General features: G+C 51.3%; 26 protein-coding genes and 1 riboswitch. All 26 genes read right to left on the bottom strand.

Features of this window, described 5'->3' with window-relative positions; translation table 11 throughout:
* Positions 1-3: 3 nt before the first annotated feature.
* Positions 4-528: an NADH-quinone oxidoreductase subunit J gene (locus JOE45_RS16465; protein WP_210019227.1), complete on the bottom strand. Its 525-nt coding sequence runs from the start codon at positions 526-528 to the stop codon at positions 4-6.
* Positions 529-972, bottom strand: coding sequence for an NADH-quinone oxidoreductase subunit NuoI (nuoI, locus tag JOE45_RS16460; protein ID WP_210019228.1), 444 nt, complete (start codon positions 970-972; stop codon positions 529-531).
* Between the two features lie 45 nt (positions 973-1017).
* Complete coding sequence (gene nuoH / locus JOE45_RS16455) at positions 1018-2025, bottom strand: NADH-quinone oxidoreductase subunit NuoH (RefSeq protein WP_280873779.1); 1008 nt, start codon at positions 2023-2025, stop codon at positions 1018-1020.
* Positions 2025-3128 carry an NADH-quinone oxidoreductase subunit D gene (locus JOE45_RS16450; RefSeq protein WP_210019229.1) on the bottom strand — a complete coding sequence of 368 codons (1104 nt, stop codon included), beginning with the start codon at positions 3126-3128 and terminating at the stop codon, positions 2025-2027. The genes nuoH and JOE45_RS16450 overlap by 1 nt, the downstream gene beginning before the upstream one ends.
* A 6-nt stretch (positions 3129-3134) precedes the next feature.
* Positions 3135-4028, bottom strand: a complete 894-nt coding sequence (locus tag JOE45_RS16445; protein ID WP_210019230.1) for an NADH-quinone oxidoreductase subunit C — start codon at positions 4026-4028, stop codon at positions 3135-3137.
* Positions 4025-4543 (bottom strand): NuoB/complex I 20 kDa subunit family protein, encoded by a 519-nt coding sequence (locus JOE45_RS16440; RefSeq protein ID WP_210019231.1) that lies wholly within the window; start codon positions 4541-4543, stop codon positions 4025-4027. Before JOE45_RS16440 ends, JOE45_RS16445 begins: the two co-directional genes overlap by 4 nt.
* A complete protein-coding gene (locus tag JOE45_RS16435; protein ID WP_210019232.1) occupies positions 4528-4893 on the bottom strand; it encodes an NADH-quinone oxidoreductase subunit A in 366 nt (121 codons plus the stop codon). The genes JOE45_RS16440 and JOE45_RS16435 overlap by 16 nt, the downstream gene beginning before the upstream one ends.
* A gap of 288 nt (positions 4894-5181) precedes the next feature.
* Positions 5182-5589 carry a F0F1 ATP synthase subunit epsilon gene (locus tag JOE45_RS16430; protein ID WP_210019233.1) on the bottom strand — a complete coding sequence of 136 codons (408 nt, stop codon included), beginning with the start codon at positions 5587-5589 and terminating at the stop codon, positions 5182-5184.
* 101 nt (positions 5590-5690) lie between these two features.
* Positions 5691-7097 carry a F0F1 ATP synthase subunit beta gene (atpD, locus tag JOE45_RS16425; protein ID WP_210019234.1) on the bottom strand — a complete coding sequence of 469 codons (1407 nt, stop codon included), beginning with the start codon at positions 7095-7097 and terminating at the stop codon, positions 5691-5693.
* A gap of 58 nt (positions 7098-7155) precedes the next feature.
* A complete protein-coding gene (gene atpG, locus JOE45_RS16420) occupies positions 7156-8013 on the bottom strand; it encodes an ATP synthase F1 subunit gamma (RefSeq protein WP_210019235.1) in 858 nt (285 codons plus the stop codon).
* 118 nt (positions 8014-8131) lie between these two features.
* The gene (atpA, locus tag JOE45_RS16415) at positions 8132-9646 is read right to left on the bottom strand and encodes a F0F1 ATP synthase subunit alpha (protein ID WP_210019236.1); all 1515 of its coding nucleotides are present in this window, start codon (positions 9644-9646) and stop codon (positions 8132-8134) included.
* A gap of 16 nt (positions 9647-9662) precedes the next feature.
* Positions 9663-10214, bottom strand: a complete 552-nt coding sequence (locus JOE45_RS16410) for a F0F1 ATP synthase subunit delta (protein ID WP_210019237.1) — start codon at positions 10212-10214, stop codon at positions 9663-9665.
* Complete coding sequence (atpF, locus tag JOE45_RS16405) at positions 10211-10696, bottom strand: F0F1 ATP synthase subunit B (protein ID WP_210019238.1); 486 nt, start codon at positions 10694-10696, stop codon at positions 10211-10213. The genes JOE45_RS16410 and atpF overlap by 4 nt, the downstream gene beginning before the upstream one ends.
* A gap of 85 nt (positions 10697-10781) precedes the next feature.
* Positions 10782-10997, bottom strand: coding sequence for a F0F1 ATP synthase subunit C (atpE, locus tag JOE45_RS16400; RefSeq protein WP_210019239.1), 216 nt, complete (start codon positions 10995-10997; stop codon positions 10782-10784).
* Between the two features lie 111 nt (positions 10998-11108).
* Positions 11109-11897: a F0F1 ATP synthase subunit A gene (gene atpB, locus JOE45_RS16395; RefSeq protein ID WP_210019240.1), complete on the bottom strand. Its 789-nt coding sequence runs from the start codon at positions 11895-11897 to the stop codon at positions 11109-11111.
* A 33-nt stretch (positions 11898-11930) separates the two neighbouring features.
* Positions 11931-12308, bottom strand: coding sequence for an ATP synthase subunit I (locus JOE45_RS16390; protein ID WP_210019241.1), 378 nt, complete (start codon positions 12306-12308; stop codon positions 11931-11933).
* A gap of 1 nt (position 12309) precedes the next feature.
* Positions 12310-12549, bottom strand: coding sequence for an AtpZ/AtpI family protein (locus tag JOE45_RS16385; protein ID WP_245247044.1), 240 nt, complete (start codon positions 12547-12549; stop codon positions 12310-12312).
* A gap of 167 nt (positions 12550-12716) precedes the next feature.
* The gene (gene wecB, locus JOE45_RS16380) at positions 12717-13859 is read right to left on the bottom strand and encodes a non-hydrolyzing UDP-N-acetylglucosamine 2-epimerase (RefSeq protein ID WP_210019242.1); all 1143 of its coding nucleotides are present in this window, start codon (positions 13857-13859) and stop codon (positions 12717-12719) included.
* Positions 13860-13895: 36 nt separating this feature from the next.
* Positions 13896-14525, bottom strand: coding sequence for a uracil phosphoribosyltransferase (upp, locus tag JOE45_RS16375; protein ID WP_210019243.1), 630 nt, complete (start codon positions 14523-14525; stop codon positions 13896-13898).
* Between the two features lie 408 nt (positions 14526-14933).
* The gene (locus JOE45_RS16370; RefSeq protein WP_210019244.1) at positions 14934-16181 is read right to left on the bottom strand and encodes a serine hydroxymethyltransferase; all 1248 of its coding nucleotides are present in this window, start codon (positions 16179-16181) and stop codon (positions 14934-14936) included.
* Between the two features lie 61 nt (positions 16182-16242).
* Positions 16243-16824, bottom strand: coding sequence for a TIGR01440 family protein (locus JOE45_RS16365; protein WP_210019245.1), 582 nt, complete (start codon positions 16822-16824; stop codon positions 16243-16245).
* Between the two features lie 16 nt (positions 16825-16840).
* Positions 16841-17299, bottom strand: a complete 459-nt coding sequence (rpiB, locus tag JOE45_RS16360; protein WP_210019246.1) for a ribose 5-phosphate isomerase B — start codon at positions 17297-17299, stop codon at positions 16841-16843.
* A gap of 95 nt (positions 17300-17394) precedes the next feature.
* A riboswitch (ZMP/ZTP riboswitch) is annotated at positions 17395-17476 on the bottom strand.
* An 87-nt stretch (positions 17477-17563) separates the two neighbouring features.
* Positions 17564-18145 carry a low molecular weight protein arginine phosphatase gene (locus JOE45_RS16355; protein ID WP_210019247.1) on the bottom strand — a complete coding sequence of 194 codons (582 nt, stop codon included), beginning with the start codon at positions 18143-18145 and terminating at the stop codon, positions 17564-17566.
* A gap of 82 nt (positions 18146-18227) precedes the next feature.
* A complete protein-coding gene (locus tag JOE45_RS16350) occupies positions 18228-18791 on the bottom strand; it encodes a manganese efflux pump MntP (RefSeq protein ID WP_210019248.1) in 564 nt (187 codons plus the stop codon).
* Positions 18792-18903: 112 nt separating this feature from the next.
* Positions 18904-19977 carry an L-threonylcarbamoyladenylate synthase gene (locus JOE45_RS16345; protein WP_210019249.1) on the bottom strand — a complete coding sequence of 358 codons (1074 nt, stop codon included), beginning with the start codon at positions 19975-19977 and terminating at the stop codon, positions 18904-18906.
* A gap of 54 nt (positions 19978-20031) precedes the next feature.
* Entirely contained in the window at positions 20032-20763 is a 732-nt protein-coding gene (gene spoIIR, locus JOE45_RS16340; RefSeq protein ID WP_210019250.1) for a stage II sporulation protein R, read from the bottom strand.
* Between the last annotated feature and the right edge of the window lie 4 nt (positions 20764-20767).

The following is a 20767-nucleotide window of genomic DNA, read 5'->3' as shown; positions in this document are numbered from 1 at the left end:
CCATCAATCCTCCTCTCTCTTCGCAATAATGATGGCGCCGATGAAAGCGACAGTGAGCAGCACCGACATCAGCTCGAACGGGATCACGTGCAAGGTGAACAGAAGCTTCCCGATTTCCATCGTATTGTCTTGTAAAGAAGGGAACTCGCCGGCGGGAATCTCCGACTGTTGTATCGCATAAAATATGATGCCGAACAGCCCAGCCGCACCCACGAAAAGCAGAGCGTTATGCCATGGTCGCTTGGGCTCCTCCTCTTCTTCCTTATGCTTGGTCATCATGATTCCAAAGATCATCAATATCGAGATGGCACCGGCATAAATCAAGACTTGCACCACACCGACGAACTCGGCTTCGAGCACGAAATACAGTCCCGCGAGGCTGAGGAAGGTCAGTGCCATGGCCAGTACCATATGCACCACCTTAGTGAAGCTGAGCATAAAAACAGCACCGCCGATGGCAAACAACGCGCATATAAAGAAAGCGATATTCTCCCCGCTGGATAAAAATTCAGCTATGTTTCCGAACATCTACTTCGCCCCGCCTTTCGGAAGCGCCGAATTGTTCTCTTTACGCACGTTGTTGTTGTTTTCGTTCAGCCACTCCAAATTTTTGAACAAATCGTCCCGGCTGTAAGTGCTCAGCTCAAAATTGTTCGTCATGACGATCGCTTCTGTCGGGCACACCTCGGTACACAAATCGCACAAAATACAAATTTCAAAATTGATATCGTACGTATCGATGACCTTTCCCTTTTTCTCAGGATCCGGGTTTGGTTTTCCCACCAGATTAATGCATTCCGTAGGACAAATGCGCGCGCATTGATTGCACACAATACATTTCTCAGGGTCAAAATGCTGGATTCCCCTAAAACGGTCCGGCATCTCCAGCGGAACGTCGGGGTAAGCGTATGTTATTTTTTTGGAAGTCATGCCTTTTAACGTAACGCCGAGCCCTTTCATGATGCCCTTCATTTCGATTCACCCTTTCGTATTCAGCATCCGGCAGCATGCATCCAGTTACATGGCAATGGCCATATAAATGGCCGTTACAAAAATGTTCACCAGCGCGAGCGGCAGCAGCACCTTCCAGCCCAGACCCATCAATTGATCCACACGGACCCGCGGAAGCGTAGCCCGCAGCCAGAACAGCACGAACACGATGAACGAAAACTTAAGCAGGAACCAAACAATGCCCGGAATAAAATCGAGAAACGGCAGCGGAGCCTGCCATCCGCCCAAGAATAGCGCTGTTGTTAAACCCGCAATGGCAAATACATAAACATACTCCGCGAGCATAAAGAAGGCAAAGCGAAAACCGCTGTATTCCACGTGATATCCCGCAACCAGCTCCGATTCAGCCTCCGGCAGGTCGAACGGCGTCCGGTTAAGCTCAGAAATCGCGGCCACGACAAACACGGCAAAGCCTATGATTTGCGGCAGGAAGTTCCAGTGCCAGAAACCGCCTGCTTGGCCCTCAACAATTCGATTCAGATTCATGCTTCCCGTCATCATCACAACGCCTACAATGGAGATGACCAGAGGTATTTCGTAGCTGATCATTTGCGCGGCAGAACGCATTCCCCCAAGCAGAGCGTACTTGTTGTTTGAGGCCCACCCTCCCAGCACGATGCCGATGGTGGAGATACCAGACAAAGCAATATAGAACAAGACGCCGACGTTCATATCCGTACTGAACAGCCTATCCGTAAAAGGAATAACAGAAATAACCACAAAGGCCGGGATGAATGTAATGACCGGCGCTAAAATAAACAGCTCTCGCTCCGCTTTTTTGGGTATGGTATCCTCTTTTAGCAGAAGTTTCAGTACGTCTGCCACGGATTGCAGAAGGCCGAACGGACCAACGCGGTTCGGACCGATCCGCAGCTGCATCCAGCCGATAACCTTCCGTTCAAAGTATATGGCATAGGTGACAAATCCGAGAACGACCATTAGGATGACGACACCCCAAGCGAACATGATCGCTGCATTCGTCCAAGTCAACTGCTGCTGTAACAATTCAGGCATCAGCAGTCCACCTCCCCGACGACAATATCAATGCCTCCGAGAATCGTAATCAGGTTTGCCATGGTTTCTCCTACCAGCAGCTTGGGCAATATTTGCAAATTGACGAACGATGGCCTGCGGAATTTCAACCGGTAAGGCTTATCCTTGCCTTTGGATATAATATGGCACCCAATTTCGCCGCGCGGCGATTCGATGGCAGAATAAATCTCCCCTTCGGCGGGGCGTATAACCCGCGGCACCTTACCCATAATTTCACCTTCGGCAGGAAATTGCTCTATGGCCTGCTCTAAAATACGCAGCGACTGACGAATTTCTTCCATCCGCAGCAAATAGCGGTCGTGGCAGTCCCCGTTATGGCTCACCGGTACATCGAACTCAAAGCGGTCGTACAAACTGTAAGGCTGAGCCTTCCTCAGATCCCAGTCAACCCCGGTACAGCGCAGGTTCGCTCCGCTTAAGCCGTAAGCGATCGCCGTTTCTGCATCATACTTACCGACGCCTTTAATCCTCGCCAGAAAGATTTCGTTGCCGCTGACCAGCTCATGATATTCATCAAGCTTATCTCTCATATACGGGACAAAATCGCGTACTTTCTCAATCCAGCCCTCGGGTGCGTCCCACTTCACCCCGCCGACCCGCATGTAATTATAGGTCAAGCGTGCACCGCACAGCTCGGTGAACAGGTTAATGATGATTTCGCGGTCGCGGAATGCATACAGAAACGGACTCATCGCCCCGATATCAAGTAAATATGTGCCCCACCATACCATATGGCTGGCTATCCGCTGAAGCTCCATGACGATCAAACGTAAAAATTCAGCTCGTTCCGGAATTTCCAGCTGCATCAGCTGTTCAACGGCGTTCACAAGCACATAATTGTTCGTCATCGCCGATACGTAGTCCATCCGGTCCGTATAAGGAATGATCTGAGTATAAGTCAGGTTCTCAGCCAGCTTTTCCGTTCCTCGGTGAAGGTATCCCATAACCGGGATGGCCTCCGTAATGATCTCGCCGTCCAGCTTGACGATAATCCGAAATACTCCGTGTGTACTTGGGTGCTGCGGCCCTACGTTCAATAGCAGCTCTTCCGTTCTAATGGCCAAGCTTCATCACACCTCCGGGTCGAGCGGTTCGTAATCTTTGCGAAGCGGATGGCCTACCCAATCATCAGCCATCATAATTCTGCGCAGGTCGGGATGTCCCGGAAAATCGATGCCAAACAAGTCATAGATTTCTCTTTCGTTCCAGTCCGCCGTCGGCCATACCGGAGTAACCGATGGGATAGACGGAGCTTCCCGGTCGGTTTTAATTTTGATGCAATATTCCCGTTTGGTCTCAAGAGAGATCAGATGGTACGCCACTTCTAGATGTGTTTCCATATCAATACCAGACACATTGCGCAAATAATTCAGCTTTAGCTCGGGATGGGTCTTCAACAGCTCAGCAACGGCCGGCCATTCATCTCCCTTGATAATAAGATATGGGATGTGTCCGCCCTTTTCATTAATGAATGCTTCCTGCACCAGATCTTCTCCGTACCCCTTCAGAATGGCTGCAATCCGATCCAGCAGTGGTTGATTAGGCGACGGCTCCTTCGGCGCGTCTGGCTCGGCCCCTCCCGTCTTTGCGGCTCGCGCATTCGCCCGTGCCGCACGCGCTTCGGCTGCAGCCTTGGCTTTCGCCTCTTTCTCAGCATCGCTGGGCGCTGCCCGCTCAACAGCCGGAGCGTCTCCAGACTCCGCAGCTTCCGCACGCGGTTCCTTCGGCTCAGAAGCTGCAGCTTTCGATTCCTCAGACTTCGATGCATCAGCGCCGGCATAACCGCCCGGCGGTTCTCCTGCGCCTCCCGTTTTCGTGACTTCAGCGCCTTCCACAACCGCAGGCTCGCCGCTCATCGTAACAGACGCCTCGCCATCTTGAGGCTTTTGATTGGCCTCCGCCTTAGTCTTCTGCTCTTCGCTTGCCGAGCTGCTCGATTGATCTCGCTTTTGCTCGTCGCTCATCGGTTGGTCACCTGCTTACCGGTTTTCGCTTCGTAGCGAATTTTTTCCTGCAACTTGTTAATACCGTAGATCAAAGCAGCCGGGTTCGGCGGGCAGCCTGGGATATATACATCCACCGGAACGATCTGATCGACGCCCTTCACCACTGCGTACGATTTCACGTACGGACCGCCCGCCGTAGCACAGGAGCCCATGGCGATAACCCACTTGGGCTCCGGCATTTGATCATACAGGCGCCGCAGCAGCGGAGCCATCTTCTTTGTAACCGTACCGGCAACGATCATAACATCAGATTGGCGTGGTGAGGTCCGAAAAATAACCCCGAAACGATCCAAATCATAGTGCGAAGCACCCGTTCCCATCATCTCTATCGCACAGCAGGCGAGCCCAAACGTCAACGGCCACAAAGAATTGCTTCGCGCCCATGCTTTAACCTGCTCCAGCGTCGTCATGAATACATTGCGTTCAAGCTCCTGCCGTTCTTCTGGTGAAATGCTCGCTAAATTGAAGTCCATTGCAGCACCTTCTTCTTCCAAGCGTAAAGTAAGCCTATGATTAACAATCCTACAAAAATACACATCTCGACAAGCGCAAACAAGCCCAATTGCTGGTAGGCAACGGCCCATGGATACAAGAACACGGTTTCAACGTCAAAAATAACAAACATCAGTGCAAAGAGGTAGTACCGAATATTGAAGCGAATTTGTCCTTCACCGATAGGTACGTTACCGCTTTCATAGGTCGTATACTTGGCTTCCGCAGGCTTATGGGGACGAAGCAACCGCCCGATGTTTAGCGCTGCGATGGGAAGTAACACACCCAACAAGAGAAAAAAAGTTACGACCACATAGTTGTTCATATACATCGTGAACGAACCGCCTCCCTGTATATCTCTTTTCGTATCCGGCAACGGCAACCCATGTACACCGGTTACAACTTTAGTCCTACAAGCGGTCTGAAAACATAGCTTAGCGTAAGGGTGCAATACGCAGCCCTCATTTAATTAAAGTTTTCTTATCACTAGTATAACTATTGTTAATATATGCCTTACCAATTATAACAAATGCCCTTGGGAGTGTCTAACATTTTCAACCAGAACCAATGCAAAAAAGCGAAGGAACAGCATTCCTTCGCTTTTTTAATCGTTCCATTATTATTTTTTACCAGATACGTCAATTCGATTCATTGCCCGCTGCAAAGCCAGCTCGGCACGCTTGAAATCGATATGATCTTGCTTGGCTGCGGACAGACGCTGCTGCGCGCGCTGTTTGGCCGCTTGCGCCCGCTCGAGATCGATTTGACTCGGCAGCTCGGCGCTTTCCGCCAGAATAACCACTTTATCCTTGCGCACTTCCATAAAGCCACCGTTTACCGCTATATATTCGTCCTTCACGCCTTGCTTCTTCACGGTAACCGGCCCAACTTTTAAAGGAGTGACCAGCGGAATGTGATTAGACAGAATTCCAAGCTCCCCTTCAACACCCTTCGCAACGATCATGTTCGCTTCTTCAGCATACACTTTGCGCTCCGGGGTTACGATTTCCAACAGGAATGTGCTCACTTGGATTCCCCTCCTAAGAGTTTGCTCTTGAGCAAACTGCGTCGTAAGCATTCACTAAGTTTGCCCTTGGACAAACTAATTCGTAAGCTTATGCTACGCTTTTATAGCGTCTTCGCTTTTTCGACAGCGGCTTCGATCGTACCCACGTTGTGAAACGCCGGTTCCGGAAGATCGTCGTGCTTGCCATCAAGAATTTCTTTGAAGCTGCGCACGGTTTCTTTAACCGGTACGTAAACGCCAGGAATGCCGTTGAACGGCTCAGCCACGTGAAGCGGCTGGGACAGGAACAATTGAATACGGCGCGCACGGTGCACGACCAGTTTGTCCTCATCAGACAACTCATCCATACCCAAGATTGCGATAATATCGAGAAGCTCTTTGTAACGCTGAAGAATTTTCTTCACGCCTTGAGCGACTTGGTAGTGCTCTTCACCGAGAATTTCCGGCGTCAGGATCCGCGAAGATGAAGCCAGCGGGTCAACGGCCGGGAAAATACCCATGGAGGCAATACCGCGCTCCAAGTTTGTCGTTGCATCCAAGTGCGCGAACGCAGTTGCCGGAGCTGGATCCGTATAGTCATCCGCAGGAACATAGATCGCCTGGATGGACGTTACGGAACCTTTCTTTGTGGATGTAATCCGCTCTTGCAGTTGACCCATTTCTGTAGCCAAGGTCGGCTGGTAACCTACCGCGGAAGGCATGCGGCCGAGAAGAGCGGATACCTCAGAACCCGCTTGGGTAAAGCGGAAGATATTATCGATAAACAAAAGAACGTCTTTGCCTTCTTCGTCACGGAAGTATTCCGCCATCGTTAGACCCGACAGAGCTACACGAAGACGTGCGCCTGGCGGCTCGTTCATTTGACCGAATACCATCGCTGTTTTCGAAATAACGCCGGAGTCTTTCATCTCATGGTACAAGTCGTTACCTTCACGTGTTCTCTCACCAACACCCGCGAATACGGAAATACCACCGTGTTCTTGCGCGATGTTATGGATGAGCTCCTGCATGGTAACGGTTTTACCTACACCTGCGCCTCCGAAAAGACCGATTTTACCGCCCTTGGCGTACGGCGCCATCAGGTCGATAACTTTAATACCGGTTTCGAGAATTTCCGATTGCGTAGACAAGTTGTCAAAAGCCGGTGCGGCTTTATGAATCGGGCTTGTCAGCGTGCGATCGACGATCGGGTCATTATCAATCGGCTCTCCCAGAACGTTAAATACGCGGCCAAGTGTAGCTGCGCCTACCGGAACGGAAATCGCCGCGCCCGTATCAACAGCTTCCACACCACGGACCAAACCGTCCGTAGTAGACATCGCTATACAACGTACCATGTTGTCGCCAAGATGAACAGCCGCTTCAACTGTTAGGCTGATATCGCGTTCGCTGTCATTTTGCGCTTTTCTTTCAATTTTGATCGCATTCAAAATCTCAGGGAGGTGTCCACGTTCGAACTCAATGTCAACGACCGGCCCTGTTACATTCACAACGCGCCCCTTGTTCATGTTTTCCCTCCTATGTGTTTCCGTATCTTAAACGAAATACGCCTTCGTCTTTCGTTCCTTAGCTTTGTGCGTTTGCTCCGGCGACGATTTCCGATATTTCCTGGGTAATCGAAGCCTGACGTGCACGGTTGTACTGAAGTGTCAACGAAGCGATCATCTTCGTTGCATTCTTCGTAGCGCTGTTCATCGCCGTCATCCGGGCTCCGAACTCACTCGCTTTACCGTCCAGCACTGCGCTGTAAATGAGCGTTTCCGCATATTTCGGCAGAAGAATCTCCAGCACGCCCTCTGCGGACGGCTCATATTCATAGTTCGCCACTGATTCGCCGTTTACTTCCTCAAGTGGAAGAAGTCGCTTTACCTGTGGGATTTGCGAAATGGCGTTCTTAAATTCGTTGTAAACCAAGTAGAGTTCATCGTAGGTCTCATTCTCGAAGTTCACCACAGCGGAAGCAGCGATCGACTTGATGTCGGAGAACTGCGGAGAATCGGGTAAGCCCGTAACTTCCTCGATGATCGAGATATTGCGTTTACGGAAGAATTCCCGACCTTTTCGTCCGATAACGAAAATGGCATACTCACTGGTGGACTGATGTTTTTCCTTAATGACAGCCATTACTTTACGAAGCACGTTGGCATTGTAACCGCCAGCCAGACCGCGGTCGGAGGTGATAACAAGATAGCCGGTCTTCTTGACCTCGCGATTTTGCAGCATCGGGTGCTTCACACCCTTCGTGCCTGCAGCAATGCTCGCGATCACTTCTTTCATCTTCACAGCGTACGGACGCGCCGCTTCTGCAGCTTCCTGAGAGCGTCTCAGCTTTGCCGCCGCGACCATCTCCATCGCCTTGGTGATTTGCTTCGTATTCTGTTTGGATTTGATTGAGCGCTTAATTTCGCGCATACCTTTTGCCATGCCTGCTCACCTCTCTCTCGAAGCACTTCGGAAGAAGCGCCATCTATGGATAAGCCCGTTAACGTTGCTTAAAAAGGAATACCGAGCTTTTCGTACGAAAAGCTCAGTTACCGTTCATTTATGCGGAAGGAGCAAATCCTTTTTTGAATTGCCCGATAGCATCCGTCAGAGCCTTCTCATTATCCGACGTCAGGTCTTTCGTATCGCGGATATTTTGAAGAATTTCCGGACGGTTCGAGTCCAGGTACTCCAGGAATTCAGCTTCGAATCGGCGTACGTCCTGTACCGGCAATTCATCAAGGTGACCTCTAGTAACCGTGTAGATCGCTACCACCTGCTTCTCAACCGGCAGTGGTTGGTTAACGCCTTGCTTCAACAGCTCAAGTGTACGAACACCACGGTTCAAACGGGTTTGTGTAGCGCGGTCAAGGTCGGAACCGAACTGGGCGAATGCCGCCAGTTCACGATATTGTGCAAGGTCCAAACGGAGTGTACCGGCAACCTTCTTCATTGCTTTGATTTGAGCGGAGCCCCCTACCCGGGATACGGAAATACCGACGTTAACCGCCGGACGCTGACCGGAGTAGAACAGGTCGGACTCAAGGAAAATCTGACCATCTGTGATTGAAATAACGTTTGTCGGAATATATGCCGACACGTCGCCTGCTTGGGTCTCAATGAACGGAAGAGCCGTCAAAGATCCGCCGCCTAACTCGTCGCTAAGCTTCGCAGCGCGCTCGAGCAAACGGGAGTGCAGGTAGAAAACGTCACCCGGATAAGCTTCCCGACCCGGAGGACGGCGGAGCAGCAAGGACAGCTCGCGGTATGCGGCAGCCTGCTTGGACAAGTCATCATAAATAACCAGCACGTGCTCGCCTTTATACATAAAGTATTCGCCCATTGCGCAGCCGGCGTAAGGAGCCAGCCAAAGCATTGGAGACGGCTCGGAAGCCGACGCTGTTACAACGATGGTGTAATCCATAGCGCCATTGCGACGGAGTGTTTCCACCACGTTAACAACGGTGGATTGCTTTTGACCGATGGCAACGTAGATACATTTTACGCCGTTGCCCTTTTGGTTGATGATTGTGTCGATTGCGATCGACGTTTTACCGGTTTGACGGTCGCCGATGATAAGCTCACGCTGTCCACGACCGACAGGAATCATCGCATCAATCGCTTTAATCCCGGTTTGCATTGGCTCATGAACCGATTTACGGGCCATAACGCCTGGAGCTGGAGATTCAACCGGACGGAAGTGCGTAGTGTTAAGCGGACCTTTACCGTCAACCGGTTGACCGAGCGCGTTAACAACGCGTCCGAGTAGTTCCTCGCCAACAGGCACTTCCATGATGCGTCCGGTACGTTTGACTTGATCACCCTCACGGATGTCCGTGTAAGGTCCCAAAATAACGATACCTACGTTGCTTTCCTCAAGGTTAAACGCATAGCCCAGAACCCCGTTGGAAAACTCGAGCAGCTCGCCCGCCATAACGTTCTCCAAGCCATGTACACGAGCAATACCGTCACCGACCTGAATGACCGTACCTACGTCAACCACTTGAATTTCCGAATTATATTTCTCAATCTGTTGCTTGATCAATGTGCTGATTTCTTCCGGTTTAATACTCAACGAACCTCACCCCTATCTACAGTGCTTGAGATTGATTCAAAGTTCTTTCCAAACGCTTCAACTTGCCGGACAGGCTGCCATCGTACAGACGGTCGCCAATTCGGACTTGAAGGCCTCCAAGCAAGCTTTTATCCAAAACCGATACCATGCGGATTTGTTTGCCGGTCAATTTGCCGAACGTAACGGCAATTTCGTTTAACTCTGCATCAGAAAGCTCCACTGGCGTATATACCGTAGCGTTCGCTTGCCCAAGCGCATCGTTTGCGATCTTTACATAAGCTTTAACTAAGGCTTCAAGCATCTCTTCGCGTCTTCTCTCGATTAGCAGCTGCAGCGTATTCAGCACAGCTTCCGATACGGAGGATTCAAAAATTTGCTTGATCAGCCCGATTTTCACAGCAGCCTCAAGGCTCGGGTGTTTAATCAGCTTCAATAAATCCGTATTTTCATTTAATACGGAAATAACCGACTCAAGCTCTTGCTCCACTTGAGCTACTTGACCTTTTTCCCGTGCGACCTCGAACAAGGCTTTTGCATATCTTTTGGCTGCGATCATGTCCTGGCTCATTGGTTGCCCCCTACTTCTTTCAGGTAATGCTCAACCAGCTGTTCCTGAGACTTCTCATCGATTTGCTTCTCGATGATTTTCGAAGCAATCATTACGGACATGGCGCTAACCTGGCCGCGAAGAGCGGCAACCGCCTTGTTCTTCTCATCCTCGATATCGCGCAGCGCTCTATCCTTGAGGCGAGTCGCTTCTTCTTTGGCTTGATCAATCAATTCTTGGCCTTGCTTTTTGCTCGTATTTTTGGCTTGCTCAATAATTTCGCTGGCTTCAACACGAACATCCTGCAATGCTTTCTTCTGCTCTGCAAGCAGACTCTCGGCTTCGCGGCGATTTTTTTCCGTAGTATCAATCTGCTCCGAAATCATCCGTCGACGCTCTTCCATGACGTTCATCAATGGCCCGAAAGCATACTTACTCAAAAGCCAATATAATATTGTGAATGCAAGAATCGCAAACACAAAGGATTCCCAATAAAAATGCAATCTAAGTCACTCCTTTCGGTGATATAGGGCAAAACGAAGGCGTGGAAGGCTTTAACCCTTCCGCGCCAAACCAGGTAATCTGGAATTATGCACCGAAGAAAATCAAGAAAGAAAGAACTACACCGATAATAGGCACAACTTCTACGATACCTACCCCGATAAACATTGTCGTTTGGAGAGTACCCTTTTGCTCTGGTTGACGGGCAATGCTTTCTACCGTCTTACTTACGATCATACCGTTACCAATACCTGCACCGAAAGCGGACAAACCGATTGCAATTGCTGCTGCCAAAAATTCCATTGTTAAAATCCTCCTCGAAATATTCATTTAATTTTTGTTTTATTTACACTTGCTTATCTTAAACTCCTGAGGATGCATTTGCTGCATTCGGATGTATAAGGCTAAACATATTTAATGATGGTCGTGCGATTCATCATGATGTACTGTCGCTTGCGAAATATACACCATGGTAAGAACCGTAAACAGAAACGCTTGGATGGCCCCTATAAACACACTAAAGCCCTGCCAAGCCGCTAGCAGCGGAGTACCGAAAATCCCAGCCATCAGGATGGTTGCAATCAGCACCTCACCGGCAAAGATGTTTGCGTACAAACGCAATCCAAGTGTAAGCGGTTTGGAGATCTCCTTAATAACGTTCAAAGGGAAGAAAAACCAATACGGCTCAAAGTAGTGTTTAATATAATGTTTTCTGTTCAGCTTTAAACCAAGTATGTGGACCAACAAGAACACAATCGTAGCCAACCCAAACGTTACGGCCACATCCGCTGTCGGCGATTTCCACCACGCTACAGACGCACCCGGCTCACCTTTATAGCCTGCATCGATCATCGCTTGAGAGATAATCGTAAAGCCAAAGAGATCAAGCGGTTCTTTATGGACGGTTACAGCAATCAGCGGTAAACCAAGCAGGTTAGAGACGAAGATGAACAAAATCAACGTCATACCAAGCGAAACAAAGGGCCTCGCTCTTTCTGCCGGCATCGTGCTGGCAATTGTGTTGTACACAAATTCCAGAACCCACTCCATAAAATTCTGCGTCTTGGATGGATTTGTAACCGACAGGTTCCTGACAGCTAACCGTGCCACTACGAACACGATCACACAAGAAACGATAATCGCCAAAAAAGTGGAAATATCGATCTTCAATCCACCAACATGAAGTATCGCAAATTCATGCATTTAACTTTTCCCCTCCTTTCCATGCATTACAAGTTATTTTTTCTCTCTGAACAACAAACCCTTCAGGAGTAGTGCCACTTGGATAAATGAAAATCCAATAATGGTAAAAACAACATCGAATGACTGCGGCATCCTCACAGCAAACATCACTGCAAGTATAGCCATGCTCAGTCGGGAGATAAAGCCCATATTGATGCGTTTCCTCGTCTGCTCGTTATCCTTGTCCACGATTATCACAGCGAGCGCTTCAATTTTGAGCATCAGCATCCACGCATTGATCAAGCTGACCATCATACCCAGTACCAGACCGTTTACATGTGTACGGTAATCTGGAAAGACAGCCCATAAAAGCAGCAAAGCAGACAAGAAGAACAAAGAGGCTCGAACGATCGACTTTAACTGGTCTCGCATATTATTCCTGTTTGTCCTCCAGTACTTTTTTGACTACTAGAACGGCGATTAGAATGCCGATGAATAACCCGGCTAACACGCCCCCGAGTAACCAAGCCTTCGTATTACCTAAATGTTCCCCCGCTAAACTGCCTAAAAAATAGCCGGTCAATGTGCAGATAGCGACATCAAGACCAAGGGCGCCGACTAAAGCGGCGGCACGCCACGGTTGGTTGCTCGGATCTCTTTTATTCATAAGCATACCCTAACAATCCTCATATATTTTATCTAAGGTCTACTTCATTTGTCAATTGAAGCATGCAATGCTTCAATTAAGTGGAAAGTGTCAAAAAACCTTGGTGTATCAACGTTTTCCACTTTTTCAAACCAAACAGTAGCACTGTACGCTGTACGTTTGTCATGAGATTGTCACGGCTGAAACGGTTCTGGTCTTTCCGAGGCGTGCCCAAAATGATAAAGAATGGAATCGACAATCCGTTTTGACGCACGGCCATCTCCATAAGGATTCGTCGCTTGACTCATCCTTTCATATAAGACGCTATCGCTCAAAACAGCCTTCGCCCGCTCATATACCCTTTGTTCATCGGTGCCAACCAATTCGAGCGTGCCAGCCTCGATACCCTCCGGACGCTCTGTTGTTTCACGTAGAACTAATACAGGTACGCCAAACGATGGGGCTTCCTCCTGCAATCCGCCAGAATCCGTCAATATCAGGTGAGCATGCGGATAAAAATTGTGGAATTCGAACACATCAAGCGGCTCGATCAACTTTATGCGTTCATGACCGCTGAGCAGCTCGTAGGCCGGCTCTTTTACAGCTGGGCTTGGGTGCACCGGATAAACGATTGCAATATCCTCAAATTCGTCGGCCAATCTTCGCACCGCTCGGAAAATTTGGCGATGAGGCTCTCCCTGAGACTCCCGGCGATGAGCCGTCATCAAGACAAGGCGCTTATCCTTTGCCCAATCAAGCACCGGATGAGTGAAGTCCTGCTTCACGGTATATTGGAACACATCCGTAACCGTGTTTCCCGTAACGTAAATCGCTTGCTCCGACTTGTTCTCCTTGCGGAGGTTTCCTGCCGACCATGCCGTCGGTGCAAAGTGCAGGTCGGAAAGCACGCCGGTCAACTGCCGATTCATTTCCTCCGGGTAAGGAGACAGCTTGTTCCAAGTCCGAAGTCCTGCTTCTACATGCCCCACTTGAATTTGCTGCATAAACGCAGCGTAGCTGGCAAGAAACGTCGTAAGCGTATCCCCGTGAACAAGAATAAGATCCGGCTTCTCTTTCTGGAATACCGGGTCGAGCCCTTGAAGCACTCGAATCGATATTTCATTCAGCGTTTGACGATCTTTCATGACGTCCAGATCATAGTCAGGCTTGATTGCGAAAATGTCCAACACCTGATCCAGCATTTGCCGGTGCTGTGCCGTGACGCAAACGAGCGATTGGATGTGCTCCGGATACTTCCCTAGCTCCTTCACCAGCGGGGCCATCTTGATGGCTTCCGGTCTGGTGCCGAATATAGTAATCACTTTCGTCTTTCTCATCGCTCCGGCTTCCTTTCCTTCTTCCGATTCCAAAGCTTATTTTGTACCGAACAGCCGATCCCCCGCATCACCAAGGCCCGGCACTATGTATCCGTGGTCATCCAAATAATCGTCGATGGCAGCAACGTAAAGATCGATGTCAGGATGCGCCTTTTGCACCGCTTCCACACCTTCCGGCGCAGCAATCAGACACATCAACTTGATCTGCGTGCAGCCGCGCTTCTTCAGCGCATCGATCGCCGCATTCGCTGAACCACCCGTCGCCAGCATTGGATCGATCACGATCAATTCCCGCTCCTGCACATCCGTCGGAAGCTTAGCGTAGTATTCCACCGGCTCCAGTGTGTGCGGATCGCGATACAGCCCAATATGCCCCACTTTGGCCGCAGGAACCAGCTTCAGAATCCCATCTACCATGCCGAGACCGGCACGCAGAATCGGAATGAGCCCCAGCATACGACCGGAGATCACTCTGCATTCGGCAGTCGTAACAGGCGTACGCACCTGTACCTTCTCCAGCGGAATATCTCTTGTTATTTCATAAGCCATCAACGTGGCCACTTCGTCCACCAGCTCACGAAAATCTTTCGTGGTGGTATTCTCATCCCGAATGTATGTCAGCTTATGCTGAATCAACGGATGATCGCAAACAAAAACTTTACCCATGCGTGATCCTCCTATAACGCTATAAAGCCCAAATCTCGTCTATTATACCACAACAACCGATACTTATCCCATCGAATAATACCACCCTAACTTTTAAATCGGCGTTACGTCAGAAATAGACCGCATACCTCAGGTGAGGAGCGATCTTTTCTTTTGTAAGGGAAAAACTGCTCTAAAATGAACAAGCCTGCCATGAACATGAAGTAAAGCATCTGGAAATCTCCATAGCGCCGCATGATCAGTTACTTCCGAACCGACTGTCAGCCGGCTGCCCTTGCAAGCCGGTTGAATTGTGATAGCTTATTATAGCACAATTTAACCATTTCTACTTCTATAGTGATTCACGTGGAACAAAAAATATGCCGGCTCCTCTAGTAGAGGGCCGGCCTGTGTCACTATCAGCCAGAATTAATATTGAAGTCCGGGATAGAGCGGGAACTGCGCCGTCAAATCTTTCACCATACCGCGTGCCTTCACATGCACAGCTTGGTCAGACGGATTTTTAAGAGTGAGCGCAATGATCTTAGCAATTGTTTTCATCGCTTCCGGGTTCATCCCGCGGGCTGTAGCTGCAGGCGTACCGATACGGACACCGCTGGTTACAAACGGGCTGGTCGGATCGAACGGAATGGCGTTCTTGTTTACCGTCACACCGACTTCGTCGAGCAAATGCTCTGCATCTTTACCTGTAAGGTTCAAGCTGCGGAGATCGATTAGCATAAGGTGGTTGTCCGTGCCTCCGGAAACAAGGTTGATACCTTCGGCCATCAAACCTTCAGACAATGCCTGTGCATTTTTTACAACGTTCTGGGCGTACGTTTTGAACTCCGGCTGCAGTGCTTCACCGAACGATACCGCTTTGGCAGCGATGATATGCATCAACGGACCGCCTTGAGAGCCTGGGAAAACCGCTTTGTCGATTGCCGCCGCCCATGGCTTGCGGCACAAGATCATACCGCCGCGAGGTCCACGAAGCGTCTTGTGCGTCGTTGTTGTAACAAAGTGAGCATGAGGTACCGGGCTCGGGTGCAGACCAGCTGCCACAAGACCAGCGATATGCGCCATATCCACCATGAACAGCGCACCTACATCATTTGCAATTTGTGCCAAGGCTTCGAAGTCGATGGTGCGCGGGTATGCGCTGGCGCCAGCTACGATCAGGCGAGGCTTATGCTTGAATGCCGCTTTGCGGACATCGTCATAATCGATACGGGAATCCTTCTCGCTTACGCCGTAAGCTACGAAGTTATACAAAATGCCGGATGCATTGACCGGGCTGCCGTGAGTCAAGTGGCCGCCGTGCGCCAGGTTCATGCCAAGGATCGTCTCGCCTGGTTGTACAGCAGCCAAGTATACGGCCATGTTCGCCTGCGCGCCGGAGTGCGGCTGCACATTGGCGTGTTCAGCACCGAACAGCTCTTTCGCACGATCGCGTGCGATATCCTCGACGATGTCGACGTATTCACAACCGCCGTAATAACGCTTGTTCGGGTAGCCCTCCGCATACTTATTGGTCAAAACAGTGCCCATCGCTTCAAGCACCGCTTGGCTGACGAAGTTTTCAGATGCGATCAGCTCGATTTTGTCGCGTTGCCGGCCGAGCTCCAGATTCATTGCTTCTACGATTTTCGGATCTTGTTTACGAAGAAATTCCATGTAGATAGTCCTCCTTAAATAGTAAGTTATCTATTTTAATGATGTGAATAACGAATCCATCTCAATCGCAAGTCCCTTCGGACGGCTGCGTGTCGGCCGTATAGACCGCGCGTGCACCGCCGATCAGCTTCGGCCGAGTGTAAGCCATCTGTACGTGCGCCTCGCCAATTTGTCGGATAGACGGACGCATCGGAACCGCAACACGCTTCAAATGCATGCCGATCAGCGTTCCCCCGATATCGACCCCCGCGTGCGCCTGAACAGTCTCCACAACAACCGACTCCGACAGCTGCTTGAAGGCATATGAAGCCATAGAGCCCCCGGCTTTCGGCACCGGGATGACACTCACTTGCTCCAGCCCGTACCGCAGCATCGCTGCCTTCTCCAAAACGAGCGCCCGGTTCAAATGCTCACAGCACTGATAAACGGGATAAAAGCCGATCTTCTCCCGCGCCGCTTCTACGGCAGCATAGATTTCCCTGGCTACCGCTTCGCTTCCTGCTGTACCGATGTGCTTGCCCAGCACCTCGCTGGTGCTTGTCCCGATGACAACAAGCTGTCCCCGCTCCACTCTGCCTGCGCTAGCCAGCTCGCGAACGATCGTCTCGACTTGGGAACGAATCATAGGTAAGTTTATGGTCATGGCCGCTTACCTCGCATTAAGGATGCAACGCATATTTGTCTTCCAACGTCTTCACTTTGCCAACGCGGTTTTTGTGCCGCTCGCCATTCGAAAACTCGGTTTCCAGCCAAACTTTGACGATTTCCTGAGCCACTCCGGGCCCGATGACGCGTTCGCCCATCGCCAGCACGTTCGAATCATTATGCTCGCGGGTCGCCTTGGCCGAGAACAAATCATGCACCAACGCACAGCGGATACCTGGAACCTTGTTCGCCGCGATCGTCATGCCGATGCCCGTTCCGCAGATCAGAATTCCCTTGTCCGCTTCCCCCGCGACGACCTTCTCGCATACGGTAAGCGCATAGTCCGGGTAATCCACGGAATCCGAGCAATCACAGCCGTAATCCTGCACTTCATGCCCCATGGCCTCAAGGATCGGCTTTAAATCATCCTTTAGCTTGTAACCCGCATGATCTGCACCCATTGCTATTTTCATCACGTTCGCCTCCTCACTTATCAATATCATTATAGCCCAAACGAGTGGTAAACACGAAAAAAAGAGCATGGCACATGCGTACTCCGCATAGCGTTGCTCTTTGCCCAGGCGACCGGCCGTATATCCCGATGCTCCACTGTGGTTTAATTCCACTCGTCGCCAGTTACACCGGGCACCTATATTTGATATGTTTATCATATCCGATTGAGCGTTGGCTGTAAAGCCTAACTTACTGTATTGAAATCGTCCTTCAGCACTTTGTTATCAGTTTTTTTTCAGCTTGGCGGCCAGCTTGATCAAATATTCCTCAATCTCCTGAGCGCAGCTTTCATATTGTCTGATGGACCCTCCGAACGGATCAGCAATATCCGGCATCGGCAGTTCCTTTTGCAGGGTAAGTATCCGGTTCCGCTCCTCATCAGTGATCGGCTCCAGTAGTGCTTGTTTCAGCTGTATTTCTGTAAGCAGGCTTTCCAGCTCAGATATGATATCAGCCGTCTGTGGATCGTCCAGCACATATTCCTTCAGCGTGTATACCTTGTTCATAGTCTCGGGATACAGTTGAATCGTATGTCTCTTATGGCTGGAGGTCATGGTCAGTACCAAGTCCGCCCAATCGACCAAAAACTGTGACAGAAAAGTTGATGTCGCCGGTCCGGTGCAGCCCTTGTTCTTTAACACGGAAGCTGCATGGTCGGATAACTGCGTCCCCTCGTACGCTGCTACGCCGGCCGACCGCACCTCAATGTTCGTTAGTCCTTCCTCTGAAAGGATTTTACGCATGATTCCTTCCGCCATCGGGCTGCGGCAGGTATTGCCTGTACAAACGAACAAGATCCGGTTCATCGCGTTCCCCACCTTTCCGTATAAGCTATTATTTCATAATGATATTGTACCCCAAAAGCAAGCAAATATGGAATGCCTCGCTTTAGAGCAGAAATTTAATGCCAAAAGCCAGTAAAATTACACCGCCGAGCGCCTCGCCATACTCCCCGATCCACTCTCCAACGCGCCGGCCCAGCAGCAGGCCAATGACCGACATCAAGCCTCCCGCCGCACCAAACATCAGCACCGTAAGCAGGACATCCCCTGCAAACATCCCGAGCGAAACGCCAACGGAAAAGGAGTCGATGCTCACACTGAGCGAGAAAAGCGTTAATCCCCAAAAGGAACGATGATTATAAGCCTTGGACTCCTCCGCTCGCAAAGAGCTGTACACCATATGTGCTCCAAGCAGCAGAAGAAGAATCCCTCCGCACATTGTCGCAACCTTGCCAAGAAGCATACTGATATACCCGCCCATCCACATGCCGGCCAGCGGCATGATCATATGGAACAAGGCAGTGGTTACGCTAATTTTCAGAATATCAAGCTTACGGATACCTTTCATCCCGATCCCTAGCCCTAGTGACAGCGCATCCAGACCGAGGGCCAGCGCCATGAGTCCGATGGATATGATTTGGGCCCACATCATTGGTGATGCCAAGTCCATGCCTACCCTACCCCCTGTCCTATTCTTAACCAACATATGCGGGCAAGGGGATAAAGATGACTTGGGAAGGCGGCACGTCCGATATGAAGGCTTGACGTATGCGGAAGCTGCACTAGAGCGTCACGATTCGGCCGCCGGCTGCTTTACGCAGGCGGTTCATGATCGCGACCCCGATGCCCTCTTCCGGGCACGCTTCCGCTGCGATGAAACTGACGCCCGCTTCATCGAATTCGCGGAGCGCGGCGTACAGCCTATGGGCGACCGCTTCGAGGTTGTCCAGGCGGCCGCACGTGACGACACAGTCCGCGTGGAACGCACCGGCGTGCTCACCGTAGGTGAGAACGCCGGTGCGCTCACCGCGCGCGCGGGCCTCATCAAGCTCACGCTGCATGCGAGCGACTATCTGTTCGGGGGCCGTGCCCTGGCGGCCTTGAACGAGCAGCAGCGTGCCGCGGGGCGCATAGTGGGCATATTTCATGCCCGGGGCGCGCGGCGCGGCCGGCTCTTGGTGCTCTGAGCTCGCCTCGAGCACCGGGATATGGGGCGGCAGCGCTTGGCGCAGCTGCTCAGCCGTAATGCCGCCGGGGCGCAGGATGTGAACCGCGCCTCCGGTGTATTCCACGACCGTCGACTCAACACCCACGCCGGTCTCCCCGCCGTCGACGATGCCGGCAATGCGGTCCGTCAGATCCTCAAGCACGTGCGATGCCTGCGTCGGGCTCGGACGTCCCGAGCGGTTGGCGCTGGGCGCCGCAATCGGACAGCCCGAAGCGGCGATCAGCTGCAAGGCGACCGGATGGTCCGGCATGCGCAAGCCGACCGTGGAAAGCCCCGCAGTCACGAGCGGAGACAGCACCCCAGGACGTACGGGCAGCACCACGGTCAACGGGCCAGGCCAGAACGCGTCCAGCAAACGCGAAACGGCCTCCTCCGGCGGAAGCGCTAACTCCTCCAGTTGAGACCTGTCTGCAATATGTACAATCAAGGGATTGTCCGACGGCCTGCCCTTAGCCGAGAAGATGTCCGCCACCGCCTCCGAGCTGCGGGCGTCGGCTCCAAGTCCATACACCGTTTCCGTCGGGAAAGCTACCGTCCTCCCTTGCTGGAGCAGCTTCGCCGCCTCCCGAAGCTTTTCCGGCTCAGGGCGCTGTCCGTCTACCTCCCACACCTTCGTCTCTTTCGTCATGGGGCAACCTCTCCCTTTCCAAACTTGCAATAACTCCACTTTCCTCCTAAGAACTCAAGCAAACCAAGAACTGATGGTTTTGATCATGTCCCACAAGAAAAACCGTACCTCCGGCTCAGCAGCCGCTGATGCGTTTTCTTCAGACACCATCTTCTCCTTGGCAGCCGACGCCTTCGTTTCTATATCGGTATTGCTTGCCTGTCCTTCCTGCTCTGAAGCCTCCGCCTCTGCAGCATACGCCGTGTTCTTCTTTACCACCATCTCCGAATCGATAAAACAGAGCGGAGGAAAAAGCACGCACCACCAATTTTGCCCTTCCGCTGCCCCGATCGAGACGCGCAGCGCCTCGTACTCACCGGCGGGATACACCTGATTTCCGTACATTTTCGTAGGAAATGGAACGACGCCAAGCTCTACTTTATAGCTATAGTCAAAACCGTTCTTCCGCAGCGTCTCGCCCACCAGAGCCTCAAGCTCCGGCAGATGCTCCCGGACCACTTCACGGGCCGCCTCGATGCCTTGCGGAGCGGCAACCCAACCGTTCATTTGTTCCAGAATGGCATCCCGCACCTCGCGCTTGAGCCACTGGTCAAGAGCCGCATCGGAATGGGCCAGAATGCGTAGACGAATCGATTCTTGCGGTATAACGCTGCTTTGTACTTCCCCGCTCCCGGCAGGCGACGCGAACAGCACTACATTCGAACGCTGGGACTCCCAGCAAGCGAGCAGCACCATAAAAGCAAAAACTAAGTATGCATACCGTTTCCACGCAAACCGTTTGACCATTCCG

Origin of the sequence: Paenibacillus sp. PvR098, from assembly GCF_017833255.1 — a bacterium.
Lineage (GTDB): Bacteria > Bacillota > Bacilli > Paenibacillales > NBRC-103111 > Paenibacillus_G.
The sequence above is the reverse complement of the archived record's forward strand: the minus strand, read 5'-3'. Positions and strand labels throughout refer to the sequence as shown.